The sequence below is a fragment of the Stenotrophomonas sp. YJH_SMC_73 genome, assembly GCF_059370155.1.
This window is the reverse complement of record NZ_JCAFTJ010000001.1, coordinates 127,285-140,407: the sequence shown is the minus strand read 5'-3', so window position 1 is coordinate 140,407 and position 13,123 is coordinate 127,285. Positions and strand designations below refer to the sequence as shown.

The 13,123-nt window shown below is 66.9% G+C and carries 10 protein-coding genes and 1 tRNA gene; 5 read left to right on the top strand and 6 right to left on the bottom strand.

The genetic code is table 11. The features are described from left to right. Nucleotides 1-610: 610 nt before the first annotated feature. The 4 genes from AC5P8R_RS00665 to dtd all read right to left on the bottom strand — a co-directional run bounded on the left by AC5P8R_RS00665 (nucleotide 611) and on the right by dtd (nucleotide 5,407). Nucleotides 611-1,825: a tyrosine-type recombinase/integrase gene (locus AC5P8R_RS00665; protein WP_495222897.1), complete on the bottom strand. Its 1,215-nt coding sequence runs from the start codon at nucleotides 1,823-1,825 to the stop codon at nucleotides 611-613. Nucleotides 1,826-2,002: 177 nt separating this feature from the next. Next, nucleotides 2,003-2,078 (bottom strand) — tRNA-Ile (locus AC5P8R_RS00660). A 944-nt stretch (nucleotides 2,079-3,022) separates the two neighbouring features. After that, nucleotides 3,023-4,876 (bottom strand): RNA polymerase sigma factor RpoD, encoded by a 1,854-nt coding sequence (gene rpoD, locus AC5P8R_RS00655; protein ID WP_014648552.1) that lies wholly within the window; start codon nucleotides 4,874-4,876, stop codon nucleotides 3,023-3,025. A gap of 90 nt (nucleotides 4,877-4,966) precedes the next feature. Continuing rightward, entirely contained in the window at nucleotides 4,967-5,407 is a 441-nt protein-coding gene (dtd, locus tag AC5P8R_RS00650) for a D-aminoacyl-tRNA deacylase (RefSeq protein ID WP_014648553.1), read from the bottom strand. A gap of 61 nt (nucleotides 5,408-5,468) precedes the next feature. On the opposite strand from dtd, the gene AC5P8R_RS00645 reads away from it, so the two are divergent. From AC5P8R_RS00645 to AC5P8R_RS00630, 4 genes are all read left to right on the top strand, one after another. Next, a complete protein-coding gene (locus AC5P8R_RS00645; protein ID WP_134809342.1) occupies nucleotides 5,469-6,389 on the top strand; it encodes a lauroyl acyltransferase in 921 nt (306 codons plus the stop codon). 87 nt (nucleotides 6,390-6,476) lie between these two features. Continuing rightward, complete coding sequence (gene ribA, locus AC5P8R_RS00640; RefSeq protein ID WP_041863895.1) at nucleotides 6,477-7,613, top strand: GTP cyclohydrolase II RibA; 1,137 nt, start codon at nucleotides 6,477-6,479, stop codon at nucleotides 7,611-7,613. Between the two features lie 75 nt (nucleotides 7,614-7,688). After that, nucleotides 7,689-8,189, top strand: a complete 501-nt coding sequence (locus AC5P8R_RS00635; RefSeq protein ID WP_495222896.1) for a PH domain-containing protein — start codon at nucleotides 7,689-7,691, stop codon at nucleotides 8,187-8,189. After that, the gene (locus AC5P8R_RS00630) at nucleotides 8,186-9,724 is read left to right on the top strand and encodes a PH domain-containing protein (RefSeq protein WP_495222895.1); all 1,539 of its coding nucleotides are present in this window, start codon (nucleotides 8,186-8,188) and stop codon (nucleotides 9,722-9,724) included. Before AC5P8R_RS00635 ends, AC5P8R_RS00630 begins: the two co-directional genes overlap by 4 nt. A 97-nt stretch (nucleotides 9,725-9,821) precedes the next feature. On the opposite strand, the gene AC5P8R_RS00625 is transcribed toward AC5P8R_RS00630, so the two are convergent. Continuing rightward, nucleotides 9,822-10,880: a CDP-glycerol glycerophosphotransferase family protein gene (locus AC5P8R_RS00625; RefSeq protein WP_032958279.1), complete on the bottom strand. Its 1,059-nt coding sequence runs from the start codon at nucleotides 10,878-10,880 to the stop codon at nucleotides 9,822-9,824. Here AC5P8R_RS00625 and AC5P8R_RS00620 point away from each other — a divergent pair. Beyond that, complete coding sequence (locus AC5P8R_RS00620) at nucleotides 10,879-11,685, top strand: glycosyltransferase family 2 protein (protein WP_014648559.1); 807 nt, start codon at nucleotides 10,879-10,881, stop codon at nucleotides 11,683-11,685. The genes AC5P8R_RS00625 and AC5P8R_RS00620 overlap by 2 nt on opposite strands. A 30-nt stretch (nucleotides 11,686-11,715) precedes the next feature. Here AC5P8R_RS00620 and AC5P8R_RS00615 read toward each other — a convergent pair whose 3' ends face one another. Beyond that, nucleotides 11,716-12,972 (bottom strand): O-antigen ligase family protein, encoded by a 1,257-nt coding sequence (locus AC5P8R_RS00615; protein WP_014648560.1) that lies wholly within the window; start codon nucleotides 12,970-12,972, stop codon nucleotides 11,716-11,718. Nucleotides 12,973-13,123 lie beyond the last annotated feature (151 nt).

The window sequence follows — 13,123 nt, the reverse complement described above, 5'->3', positions numbered from 1 at the left end:
TACGCTTGAAGCGTCTATCCGCTGCCGCATCGCGCCGTCGCTGCCGCTCTCGGCCCGCTATCAGCGCGACCTCAGGAAAGCCAAGGGGAAGCATTTCGTCAGTGTCATCGTAAGCACTCGCATACCAGTGAATGCCTCGCCGAAGATTGTACGAAGCCTCTTCGAATAGGTGGCAACCCGCACCAGGTCCCATCGGGTCCTCGACGGGCCGCCAACCGATCTCCTGCGCACGAGTGAGAAGCTGGTCGGCGCCAACCATTTCCGTCACGACTGCGCCTGCGCTGTCGTAGTAGCACAAGCAGAACCTGTCTCGACGGTGCACGGCCAGCCAGTCCATGCAAACGAGTTGGTGAGAGATGAGCAAGCGGGGAGCCACCCCCATTGCCAAGAGTTCGTCAATCGGGTCACGGTCCTGAATGGCCGGCTCACCCGTGACGGGATCTTTATGCGTGCTCCCGGAGGCAGCATTTATACTCACGCTATCCATGATCGACTCTCCAATAGTCGTTTGTGGTAGGCCGAGCCAGGGGTTGCCGCCCCTTCCTCGGCCGCTTTGTTTATGCGGCTGTGCTTCTTTGACCGGCCCTCCCTAATGGCCTTTCTCTGGCGGTCAGGCGCGCTTGGCTGTAAAGGCCAACACGTTCGGTTCTGCAACCCGCAGTTGGTCGAGGTAGTCGGACCAGGCCTGCATCATCTTCCTGCGCTCCGGCAGGTGGGTCGCTCGGTTGTAGGCACGCCCAAGTGGGTCCTTCACGGCGTGCGCCAACTGATGCTCGATGTAGTCCGGGCGATAGCCAAGCACTTCATCCAGCACCGTTCTTGCCATCGCTCGGAAGCCATGGCCCACCATCGTGTCTGAGTCGTATCCAAGATTTCGCAGCGCCGCGTTCAGCGTGTTCTCGCTCATGGGTTTTTGGGCGCTACGGACCCCCGGAAACACGAACTCGCTGCGCTTGGTATAGGGATACAGGTCCCTGAGCACCTCCACGGCTTGGCTCGAGAGCGGGACGATGTGCGGAGTCTTGGTCTTGCTGGTGACGTAGCGCCACTCCGCCGCATCGAGGTCGATGTCAGCCCACTTCGCCTGCCTCAACTCCCCTGGACGGACAAATAGCATCGGAGCCAGCTTTAGCGCGGCCTGTGTGACCAATGCCCCCTGGTAGCCCCACAGCGCGCGCAGGAGGCTACCTATAACGGCGGGGTCGGTCACGCTGGCAAAGTGCTTGGTCTGAGGCTGCTCAAGCGCTCCTGTGAGGTCCTGAGCGGGATTCCGATCAGCACGACCCGTAGCGATGGCGTAGCGGAAGATTCGGCCGGCGTGGGCTCTAGCCCGATGTGCAGTCTCGACTACGCCCCGCTGTTCCAGCTTCCTAAGCGCAGCTAGCAGAACCGGCGCGGTGATGTCGCCAACAGGCAGATCCGCCAATCCAGCCAGATCCTTCTCGATCAGCCGACGCTCGCGCACAACGGATCCAGGGGAAAGACCTTCCTTTGTCCGCTTGGCGAGCAACTCCAGGCCGATGGCACCGAAGGTGTTCGCTGCCCTTTCTCCTTGCGCAGCCTTCTCGGCCCTTGCCACCTGAGCGGGATTTGCTCCGCCGCGCAGCAGCGCACGAAGACGGTCACGTTCGACGCGAGCAGCCTGCAGCGACATTGAGGGGTATTCGTCGAGGGTGACGATGCTCGCCCTACCGGCGTACCTATAGCGGTACCGCCAAGCCTTCGACCCCGTTGGACGCACCTCGATGCATAGCCCATTTGAGTCAGCGATCCGGTAGGCCGCTGACTTGGGCTTCAGTGTGCGAACTTTGGTGTCGGTGAGCATGTGAGTCATCCGCCAGTGAGTCGGGGTCGGGAATTACCTACCCTCGACTCACAGCCTGACTCACTTTTTTTGCGGATGCAAGTGGATGCCAACGGATGCCGACGGACGGTCAAGCAGCCTAAAAGACCCATTTCTCTAGCATTCTTGGACATCCCCGGACTTCGCTGGACGTCAATGTGGTGGGCCCACCAGGATTCGAACCTGGAACCAAGGGATTATGAGTCCCCTGCTCTAACCGTTGAGCTATAGGCCCTGCGCAGCCTCACAGTGTAGTGGAGGCCGCGCTCGATCGGCTACCCGGTAGCATCAAGAGTCTCAGCAACGCGCCCCAATCGCTTCTCCGCCACTTCCGCGAACCACTCCAGTCGCCGCAAGTGGGCGTGGAACAGCGCCACCGTCCTCCTGGCCTCTTCCAGCCCAATCTGGTTGCCGCCGCCGAAGCCAGCAAGCAGTCCGGCACCCGACTGTGTCAGCAATGCCAATGTCGCTCGTCGGGCGAACCCCAGTGGATCCTCGCGTTCATCACGCAGCACATCGTCCCAGTCCAACAACGGGGGGAAGTCGCAACCACGCGTACCCGAGCCACCCCAGCCACACCCACCGTCAATCTCCGTCAGCCCCATACTCACTCTCCTACGATTCGTCGAACCTCTTCCGCCTCCTGTTGAGAGAGGCGACCGGGTGCTTCAACACGGTCGTAGGGCCGCCCGCAGCTTTCCCCTTGCAGGGTCTTGTATGGCTGCGCGCCACCCGGCCAGAAACCCTTGGGCTCACCGGAATGGCGAGAGTTGCGGTTTGACCTTGGATTGCCTGCTGTTGCGGCAGACAGTCCGCCTACGACGGTGTGTTGAGCACCTGAGGAGGACTGTGTGGAAGGAAGGCTAGAGGCTTCAATTGGTGAATGCGACATTGCGTGCGCTTATCACTCACATGCGGCTACTCATTTCATTGAGGCACTTGGGGTTTCGGCTGAATGACCACTTCCCCCGGCAGCGAATCGCAGCGAAGTCCTCAAGAATCCTCAGGCCAGTTACGTCACAAGGTGCGGCAAGCAACCGACACCCGTTGAGAAGACCCGTCGAATACGTCATCGCGAACAGCAGCCGAGCATGGCTCGGCTCTACAGAAAGCACGCCCAAAAAAGAAAAACCCCGCACCAGGCGGGGTTTCTCTCAACGCTTCACCAGCCGCTGGAAATCAATCGATATCCAGGAAGCTGCGCAGCTGCTCCGAGCGGCTCGGGTGACGCAGCTTGCGCAGCGCCTTCGCTTCGATCTGGCGGATGCGCTCGCGGGTCACGTCGAACTGCTTGCCGACTTCTTCCAGCGTGTGGTCGGTGTTCATGTCGATGCCGAAGCGCATGCGCAGCACCTTGGCTTCCCTCGGGGTGAGGCCGGCCAGCACGTCGCGCACGGTTTCAGACAGGTTGATGTTGGTGGTGTTCTCGATCGGGGACTCCACGTTGGTGTCCTCGATGAAGTCGCCCAGATGGGAATCCTCGTCGTCGCCGATCGGGGTTTCCATCGAGATCGGCTCCTTGGCGATCTTCATCACCTTGCGGATCTTGTCTTCCGGCATGTCCATTTCCTTGGCCAGCTCCTCCGGCGTAGCCTCGCGGCCGTACTGCTGGAGCATCTGGCGGGAAATGCGGTTCAACTTGTTGATCGTCTCGATCATGTGCACCGGGATACGGATGGTGCGCGCCTGGTCGGCAATCGAGCGGGTGATCGCCTGGCGGATCCACCAGGTGGCGTAGGTCGAGAACTTGTAACCGCGGCGGTACTCGAACTTGTCCACGGCCTTCATCAGGCCGATGTTGCCTTCCTGGATCAGGTCGAGGAACTGCAGGCCACGGTTGGTGTACTTCTTGGCGATCGAGATCACCAGGCGCAGGTTGGCCTCGACCATTTCCTTCTTGGCCTTGCGCGCCTTGGCTTCACCGTAGGCCATGGCACGGCTGATTTCCTTCAGCTCTTCCAGGTCCAGCTGGGTCAGCTTCTCGATGTCGATCGTCGCCTGCTGTTCGGCGATGATCTGGTCCTTCACTTCGCGCAGGGCCGACGACCACTTCTGCTTGCGCTTCAGTGCGTCTTCCACCCACTCCAGGTTGGTCTGGTTGCCTTCCCAGGAGCGGATGAAGTCCTTGCGCGGCATGCGCGCGGTGACGGTGGCCAGGTTCAGCACGCGTCGCTCATGGGCCTTGATCGACGCCATGGTGTCGCGCAGCTGCTTGGTCAGCACGTCGGTCAGCGGCAGCGGCAGCTTCAGGGTGACGAACACCGCCGACATCTCTTCGCGCAGGCGCGGCAGGTTCTTCTTGTCGCCCTTGGTCGCCGCCTTCTTGAAGGCATTGAAAGCATCGCTCAGCGCCTGCATGCGCGCAGCGACTTCCTCCGGATCCGGACCGGTCGGTGCGGCTTCTTCCTCGCCACCCTCGACGTCATCGTCCTCGTCCTCGTCGCCTTCTGCGTCGGCATCGCTGCTGTCATCGGCAGCGACCGCCGGCGGCGCCGGCTCTTCGTCGGCCAGGTCGTTGAAGCCGACGATCACTTCGGCCAGGCGCTTCTTGCCTTCCTTGTGGGCCTCGTAGTCGGTCAGCAGCGATTCGACCGAAACCGGGAACTGCCCCAGGGCGGCCTGGACCTGCGAAAGGCCTTCCTCGATGCGCTTGGCGATGGCGATTTCGCCTTCGCGGGTCAGCAGCTCGACCGTGCCCATTTCGCGCATGTACATGCGCACCGGGTCGGTGGTACGGCCACCTTCGGTGTCGAGCGCGCTCAGCGCGGCGGCAGCTTCTTCGGCCGCGGTGTCATCGACTTCGCGGTTACCGGTGTTGCCGTCGTTGAGAAGCAGGGTTTCCACATCCGGCGCAACTTCATGGACATCGATGCCCATGCCGTTGATCATGCCGATGATGTCTTCGATCTGTTCCGGGTCGACCATGTCGTCCGGCAGATGGTCATTGACTTCGGCGTAGGTCAGGTAGCCCTGTTCCAGGCCCTTGCTGATCAGTTGCTTGATTTCGGATTGGGCAGGACGTTCGTTGGCCATGTAGTGCTCGCGCCACCGGCTAGGGAGAAATAGGGAACGTAGCATTATACCAGCCCGGGGCCCTGCCTGCCGGGCGGTGGTCCCGGCGGCCTAGGGCCTGAGAAGGAAGGTCACGGGACCGTCGTTGACCAGGCTGACGACCATATGGGCACCAAACCGGCCCGTTTCCACCCCTGGCGCATGATTTTCACGGCAGATGTCGACAAATCGATTGAACCCGCGTTCAGCCTCGTCCGGCGGTGCGGCGCTGGTGAAACTCGGCCGCATGCCCGAACGGGTATCGGCCGCCAGGGTGAACTGGCTGACCAGCAGCAGGCCGCCACCGGTGTCGCGCAGCGACCGGTTCATCTTCCCGGCCTCGTCGGCGAACACCCGGTAACCCAGCAGGCGTTCGGCCATCCGCCGCAGCTGGGCCTCGCTATCCCCCGGTTCCATGCCGACCAGGGCCAGCAAGCCGGGGCCGATCTGCCCCACCACCTCCTCGTCGACATGGACGGCGGCCTGGCTGACACGCTGGATCAGGACGAGCATCGTGGGCTTCCAATGAACGGGGCCAGCCACGATAGCAGCGCCCTTGGCTAAACTGGCGCCGATGAATCCGCAACGCAAAGCCCGGCTGGTCTACCGCGCCACCACCCTGTTCGCCCGCCTGCCCTGGCCGCTGCTGCGGGGGGTCGCACACGCCCTGGCGTGGACGTGGGTTCGTGTCAATGCCCGTGAGAGCCGCGTTACCCGGCGCAACCTCGAACTGGCCTACCCGGAGCTGGACGGTCCTGCACGCGACCGCCTGCACCGCGAACTGCTGCGCTCCACTGCGCTGCAGGCCATCGAGACCCTGCGTTTGTGGAGCCGGCAGCCGGCCGACAACCTGCGGCTACACCTGAAGCAGCGCCACGGCGAAGCCCTGTACGACGCGGCCCTGGCCAGCGGCAAGGGCGTGATCGTGGCCGCACCGCACTTCGGCAACTGGGAGCTGCTGAACCAGTGGCTGGCCTCGCGCGGGCAGATCGCCATCGTCTACAAGCCGCCGGAAGACGAGGCCAGCGACGCCTTCCTGCAGCTGGTGCGCGGCGGCCAGAACGTGCAGCAGGTACGCGCCGAGGGTCCGGCCGTGCGCCAGCTGTTCAAGGTGCTCAAGGACGGCGGCGCCACCGGCATCCTGCCCGACCAGCAGCCCAAGGCCGGCGATGGCGTGTTCGTGCCGTTCTTCGGCGTGCAGGCGCTGACCATGACCCTGGTCAACCGGCTGGCCGAGCGCACCGGCGCCACCGTGCTGTATGGCTGGTGCGAGCGCATCGGGCCGGACATGGAATTCGCCCTGCACATCGAGCCGACCGACCCGGCCGTGGCCGATCCGGACCCGCAGGTGGCCGCCACCGCGCTCAATGCCGGCATCGAGCGCATCGCCCGCCGCGACCCGTCGCAGTACCAGTGGACCTACAAGCGCTATACGCTGCGGCCACCGGGCAGCGGCGAGGAAGATCCGTATGCGACCGAAGAGCATCCGCACTGACGGCCCCCACGCCCAGGCCCATCCGGCCCCTGCGACCGGCGGCCGCACCACGTTGAATACGACGCCGGCGCCCCCATAGAGACTGCGATGTCCGCCTCCCCCGGTCCCGCCATGCCTGCTGCCTCTTCCCTGTTCGGCGACCCCGCCGCGATCCGCTGCGAACGCGCGGTGGCCGAACTGCGTGCCGGTCGCCCGGTACTGCTCCACGATGGGCAGGGCCAGCGCCTGGCGGTGATTGCACTGGACAGCGCCACTGCCAGCAGCTTCGCTGCCTTCGCCGCTGCCGCACGCGAGCGCCATTACCTGTTCCTGACCGCCACCCGCGCCCGCGTGCTCGGCGTGGAGGCACCGGCAGGCGCGCGCCTGCCGCTGGCAGGGGTTGCCTTCGATGCCCTGCCCTCGCTGGGCTACCTGCGCGAGCCCGGCCCGATGCCGGACGACTGGACGGCCGGCGACGCCTTCGATGCCGGCGCGGTGGAGCTGGCCCGCCTGGGCCTGCTGCTGCCGGCCATGGTGGCCGTGCGCCTGGACGCAGCTGACCGCACCTTCGAGGGTGCTGCTGAAGTGGCGCTCTGCGATCTGGCCGAAGGCGCGGCACACGCCGCCCACGATTACGAACTGGTCGCCCGTTCGCCGGTACCGCTGCGCGACGTCGGCATGACCACCTTCGCGGTGTTCCGCGGCGGCGTGGCCCAGCGTGACCAGGTCGCGATCATCGTCGGCGAACCGGACCTGTCGGCGGTGGTGCCGGTACGCGTGCACTCCTCGTGCCTGACCGGCGACCTGTTCGGCTCACTCAAGTGCGACTGCGGCGACCAGCTGCGGCGCGGCCTGCGCAAGCTGAAGGAACTGGGCGGCGGCGTGCTGCTGTACCTGGACCAGGAAGGCCGCGGCACCGGCATCGCCGCCAAGATGCGCGCCTACGGCTACCAGCACGACGGCCTGGACACCATCGATGCCGATGCACAGCTGGGCTTCGGTGCCGACGAGCGCCGCTACGGCAGTGCGGTGGCGATGCTGCATGGACTGGGCATTTCGCGCGTGGCCCTGCTCAGCAACAACCCGACCAAGGCACAGCGTCTGCGCAACGCCGGCATCGAGGTGCTGGACTGCATTCCGGTCACCGGCGAGATCACTGCCGAGAACGAACACTACCTGCGCACCAAGGCCGATCGTGCCGGCCACATGCTGGATGTGGACGCGCTGATCCAGGCTGCCCAGTAGCGCGGTCGACCTGCTACCGTCTGCGCGGTGCGGCCCCCGCCGCCACCGCCCGCCCTGCCACCTGACGGAGCCTGCGTGATTGACGTTCCCCTGACCTCCCCGCCTGCCGATGCCTGGCAGTCGCTGCCGCAGCGCGCCGCCCGCCTGGCCGCACTGGAAGGCGCCTTCGGCGGACTGTTCGTGCCGGGCCTGCCGCTGGCCGCGGCCGCGTGGTTCTTCGAGCTGCCCGGCGGCCTGTGGACGGCCGCCCTTGGGCTGCTGATCGGCATCGTCTTCGGCGCGTGGCTTGGCCACCGGCGCTTGACCCGCACCCGCTGGCGGCTGGATACCCAAGGGCTGGGCCTGCGCCGCGACCTGATGTGGCAGCTGGAAACGCGCATCCCCATTTCGCGCGTGCAGCACCTGGACCTGCGCCGCGGCCCGCTGGAACGCCGTGCCGGCCTGGCCACGCTGATCGTGCACACCGCCGGGACCCGCATGAGCGCAGTGACCGTGAACGGCCTGGACGAGGCCGACGCCGAGCGCCTGCGTGACACCCTGTCCCATCAGCTCGACCAGGACGCCGACGCCCTGTGAGCCTGCCGCCACCCCTGCCCGCATCGCTGCCTGCCGGTGGCGAGGACCATCGCCTGCACCCATGGTCGTGGCTGTTCGTGCTGCTGATGCAGCTGCGCCACTACTTCCTGCCGCTGGTGGCGCTGCTGGTGTTCGGCCAGCGCGGTGACCGCGACCCGATGTGGGCGCAGCTGATTCCGCTGTCGGCGATTGCCGCGCTGGTGCTGGTCTCGGTGCTGCAGTACCTCAGCTACCGCTACCGCATCGGCAGCGACGCGATCACCGTGCGCAGCGGACTGCTGGCGCGCAACCGCCGCGAGATCCCGTTCGCCCGCATCCACAACGTGGAAGTGCGGCAGAACCCGCTGCACCGCCTGTTCGGCGTGGCCGAGCTGCGCCTTGAATCGGCCGGCGGCGTGCGTCCGGAGGCCGAAATGCGCGTGCTGAAGCTGGACCAGGCGTTGGCGCTGGAACGACTGGTGCGCCAGCGTGGGCAGGCACCGCAGGCCGCCGACGTCGTGGCCGCCCCCTCGATCACCGACGCCGACACCGAACAGGTGCTGCTGCGCCTGTCGAGCTGGGATGTGGTGCGCATGGGCCTGCTGTCCAACCGCGGCTGGGCATTGGCGATCGCCGCTTTCGGCGTGCTGTTCCAGACCGTGCCGCGGCCGGTGATGGACGCGGCCATCCAGCGTGGCGGCCGGGAAGCCTTCGGCTACGCAAGCCACCTGCATCCCGGCGTGGCCGGCGCCTTCCTGCTGCTGGCCGCAGCCTTGCTGCTGGGCTGGCTGGCGCTGCGTGCGCTGTCGGTGGTGCTGACCCTGCTGCGCTATCACGGCTTCACCCTCAGCGAGCAGGACCGCCGCCTGACCGTCTCGGCCGGCCTGCTCAGCCGCACACGCAGCAGTGTCGCGCGTCGCCGCATCCAGGCCTGGACGCTGCGCGAAACCACCCTGCATCGCTGGTTCGGCCTGCGCCAGCTGCGCATCGACAGCGCTGCCGGCGGGCCCTCGCGCGACGAGGACCGCGCCCTGCGCGAGCTGGCACCGCTGGCACCGGCAATGCGCTGCGAGCAGCTGGTGCAGCACCTGTTGCCTCAACTGCGGTGGCCGCCAGCGCAATGGCAGTCCATTCCGCAGCGTGGCTGGTGGCGGCTGTGCCTGGGCGCGCTGCTGCTGGTGCCGTTGCTGGCAGCGGCCGCGTACTGGCGCTGGGGATCATGGGGCCTGATCGTGCTGGCCTGGCTGCCGGTGGCGCTGCTGGTGGCACATCGGCAGATGGCGCGCATGGGCTGGTATCTGGATGCCCATTACGTGGCCGTGCGCGGCGGCTGGTGGACGCGCTGGTGGCGCTGGGCCGAGCTGGACAAGGTGCAGGGCCTGCGCCTGCAGCGTTCACCGCTGGACAAGCTGCTCGGCACCAGCAGCCTGCAGCTGGATACGGCCGGTGCGCACGGTGATGTGGCGTTGACCCTGCGCCACCTGCCGCAGGCGCAGGCGCAACACGTGATGGAGCAGCTGGCCGCGGCGCTGGCGCGGCGCAAGTTGCGCTGGTAAGCAACACCGGTAGTGCCGCCCGCTGGCCGGCAACCGCAGACATTCCCGAGGTTGCCGGCCAGCGGCCGGCACTACCGCGAGCGGGGTCGGCGAGGCATCAGCGCTGCGACGGCCCCCAATATCCCAGATCCTTGCGGATCTGCAGGTCGCGCACCCAGCTGCCGAAGGGCTTGCGCCGCAGCACGCCCATTTCACCGGACAGGAAATCCTCGGTGGCGGCGATCACCCTCTCGCTGGACAGGCCATCGCGGTACGGATGGATGGCGTCGGCGTAGCGCACGATCTCCGCCTGCAGCGCGGCGTCGGGATGCAGCGCGCGCTGCAGCATCGCCGGCAGCTGCGCCGGGTCATCGAAGTCGATCATGTGCGGCTTGGGCACGCGGTTGCGGAAGGTCACCACCGGCTTGTGCTGGACGATGAACTCCGAAACGATCGACGAGGTGTCCGACACCAGCACATCGGCGGCGCGCTGCGCGGCCATCACCTGCTCCGGCTCGATGAAGCGGGCATGGGCACCGGCCAGCGCGCGGTAGCGCTCGAACAGTTCCGGTGGGCACTTCGGGTGCAGGGTCAGCAGCCAGTAGCGCTCACCGCCAGCGATATCGGCGGCGATCTGCGCATGCAGGTGGGGCGCTGCGCTCAGGCGCTCGGTGAAGGTCGAACCGAACAGGATCACCGGGCGCCCGCCCGCCGCTGCGCGCAGCGCGGCGCTCTCGCCACCGTCGTCGCGGAACAGCGGGTCGAGCTTCGGCCAGCCGGTCTCGGCTACGGCGAAGTGGCCCTGCAGGGCGGCGATCTCACGGAACGGCGCGGTGGTGGCCGGCCCCTGCGTGCAGTACAGGTCGAACATGCCGCGCACCCGGAAGTGGCCGCGCGCACTGTCGCGCTTCTCCACGTTGAAGCCATGGAACAGCTGTACCTTGGCGCCGGACAGGAAGGTCGGCACCCAGTTGGCGGCGCTGAACACGGCACGCGGCCGCATCGCCAGGGCCTGTTTCAGTCCGATGTTGGGCACGCCCGGCAGGCTGCTGGCGGCCGCGCCGTCCTCGAACCAGGCCGCCACCTCCTGCCCGGAGGCGTGCAAGGCCTGCGCCAACGGGGCGAGAATAGGCAGCGCATAGCGCTCCGTCGCAAACAACAGGTACCCGGCCATCATGTCCTCCACGACCGCTCCCATCGAACGGCCTCGCATCTCGGCCTGCATTATCGCGTTCAACGAGGCCGGCCGCATCGGCGACTGCCTGGCCTCGCTGGCCTTCTGCGACGAAATCATCGTCGTGGACTCGTACTCCACCGATGCCACCCTGGCCATCGCCGAGGCCGCAGGCGCCCGCGTGCTGCAGCGCGCGTTCGATGGCTTCCGTAGCCAGAAGGCCTACTGCGTCGAGCAGGCAAGCCACGACTGGGTGCTGTGCCTGGACGCCGATGAGCGGATCAGCCCGGAACTGCGCGCAGCCATCGAACGGGCCCGCGACGGTGGCTTCGCCGGCCATGCCGGCTATCGCTTCGCGCGCCTGTCGGAGTACTTCGGCAGGTTCCTGCGCCATGGCAACGCCTACCCGGACCGGGTGATGCGCCTGTTCGACCGCCGCCGCGGCGGCTGGCGCGGCAAGCGCGAGATCCACGAGGCGGCCAGCGTCGACGGCAGCGTCGGCACCCTGCGCGGCGACCTGGTCCATTACCCGTACCGCTCCCTGCAGCAGCAGCTGGCCAAGACCGAGAAGTACGCGCGGATGATGGCCGAGCACGAGTTCGCACGCGGCAAGCGGGCCACGCTGGGCAAGCTGGTACTGGCGCCGGCCTGGCGGTTCTGGCGCGGCTTCGTGTTCCGTGGCGGCTTCCGCGACGGCTGGCACGGCCTGGTCTACGCCTACGTGCGCGCCAACTACGTGCGACAGAAGACCATCATGCTGTGGATGCTGGGCAACGGCCAGCCCGTGGCCGACCCGCCGAACCCCTGATCGCCGGGGCCCGCCCGGCGCGCCGACGCATCACGAGCCGGTGATCGCCCGGTGGCGCGCGCCTTCGACGATCGACAGGCCGGTCAGCAGGCCGACCAGGGTCACGTAGAAACTGGCCGTCATCTGGTGCGCGAACATCGACTGGGTCAGCCCGCACAACGCGTAGGTGATCACCAGCATGACGCCGGCAGCGGCCGGCCCGCGGAAGGTCGCCCGTCCGCTGCGGCGATGCAGGCGCACGAACAACCACAGCGGGATGCCATACACCGCCAGCAACAGCAGCAGGCCCGGTACACCCTGGGTCGCCGCCCATTCGGCCACGTCGTTGTGGGCATGCCCCAGGTGGCAGCGCAACTCTTCCGGGTTCTCCCGGCAGACCGGCACGCGCTGCATCGCGCTGTCGAAATGACCGATGCCAACACCCACCAGCGGATGATCGAGGAAGGTCTGCCAGGCTACCTGCAGGCGCTCGACGCGGGCACCGGCGGAAGAATCACTGTCGCCCAGCTCCATCCGCTGCACGTCGCTGTGCAGCTCGCTCAGGCGGACCTGGTGGCGCAGCTCCGGTACCGACAGCAGCAGCGTCGCACCGATCGCCAGCATCCCGGCCAGCACCGACAGGCGCGCCGCACCGGTACGCCAGCGCAGGCTCAGCGCCAGCACCACCAGCAGCGCCAGCAAGGCGGCGAACACACCGCGGCTGCCGGTCAGCACGATGGTGCCGCAGCCGGCGGCCATGCCGAGGATCACCAGCGACCAGCGCCGCGACGGGCGGCAGAACACCAGCAGCACCATCAACACCATCACGATGTCGGCCAGCACGATGGCGTTGGTGAACAGCTCCGCGCGCGGGGCGCCGCCCAGCACCTGCCACAGCGACATCACGAAGGTGGCGAGCAGGCCGGTCAACGAGCCGTACCAGAGCCACCGCAGGCTGGGACGCAGCGCGCAGATCCACAGCGCGATCCATGGGATCACCACGAACCGCGAACGGTTGTCGACGTCACGCAGGCCCTGTTCGAACAGCACCACCGACAGTACGCCGAGCGCCAGCACCGCCAGCATCAGCCAGACCAGCACTTTCACCGGCTGGCCGGCCATGCCCCGCGCGCGCCACAGCAGCTCCGGCGCCAGCAGGGTGCTGAGCAGCAGCAGAAGACCATACGGCAACAGGTTGATCGGCACGGTCAGCACCAGTGCCGGCAGGCAGAACAGCCCCAGCTGGGCCAGCCCGTGTGCAACCCCGTGACGCCCACCGACGGGAACGCCCAGCGGGTCGCCGGCCATGAGGTTCAGGTTGTCCGGTGAAGCTGGCACGTCGGGAAGTATCGCTGCAATCTGCTGGAAGAATGGGACGGGCCAACGCGGCCCGTCCCAGCCTGCTGTTTTACTGCCTTTGGACCCGCTTGGGCAGACTGGACAAGCGGAAATCGTGCTG

Bases quoted from the DNA above. Each gene is read 5' to 3' on its own strand.
- AC5P8R_RS00665 (WP_495222897.1), bottom strand. From the start codon at position 1,825: ATGCTCACCGACACCAAAGTTCGCACACTGAAGCCCAAGTCAGCGGCC.
- rpoD (WP_014648552.1), bottom strand. From the start codon at position 4,876: ATGGCCAACGAACGTCCTGCCCAATCCGAAATCAAGCAACTGATCAGC.
- dtd (WP_014648553.1), bottom strand. From the start codon at position 5,407: ATGCTCGTCCTGATCCAGCGTGTCAGCCAGGCCGCCGTCCATGTCGAC.
- AC5P8R_RS00645 (WP_134809342.1), top strand. From the start codon at position 5,469: ATGAATCCGCAACGCAAAGCCCGGCTGGTCTACCGCGCCACCACCCTG.
- ribA (WP_041863895.1), top strand. From the start codon at position 6,477: ATGTCCGCCTCCCCCGGTCCCGCCATGCCTGCTGCCTCTTCCCTGTTC.
- AC5P8R_RS00620 (WP_014648559.1), top strand. From the start codon at position 10,879: ATGTCCTCCACGACCGCTCCCATCGAACGGCCTCGCATCTCGGCCTGC.
- AC5P8R_RS00625 (WP_032958279.1), bottom strand. From the start codon at position 10,880: ATGATGGCCGGGTACCTGTTGTTTGCGACGGAGCGCTATGCGCTGCCT.
- AC5P8R_RS00615 (WP_014648560.1), bottom strand. From the start codon at position 12,972: ATGGCCGGCGACCCGCTGGGCGTTCCCGTCGGTGGGCGTCACGGGGTT.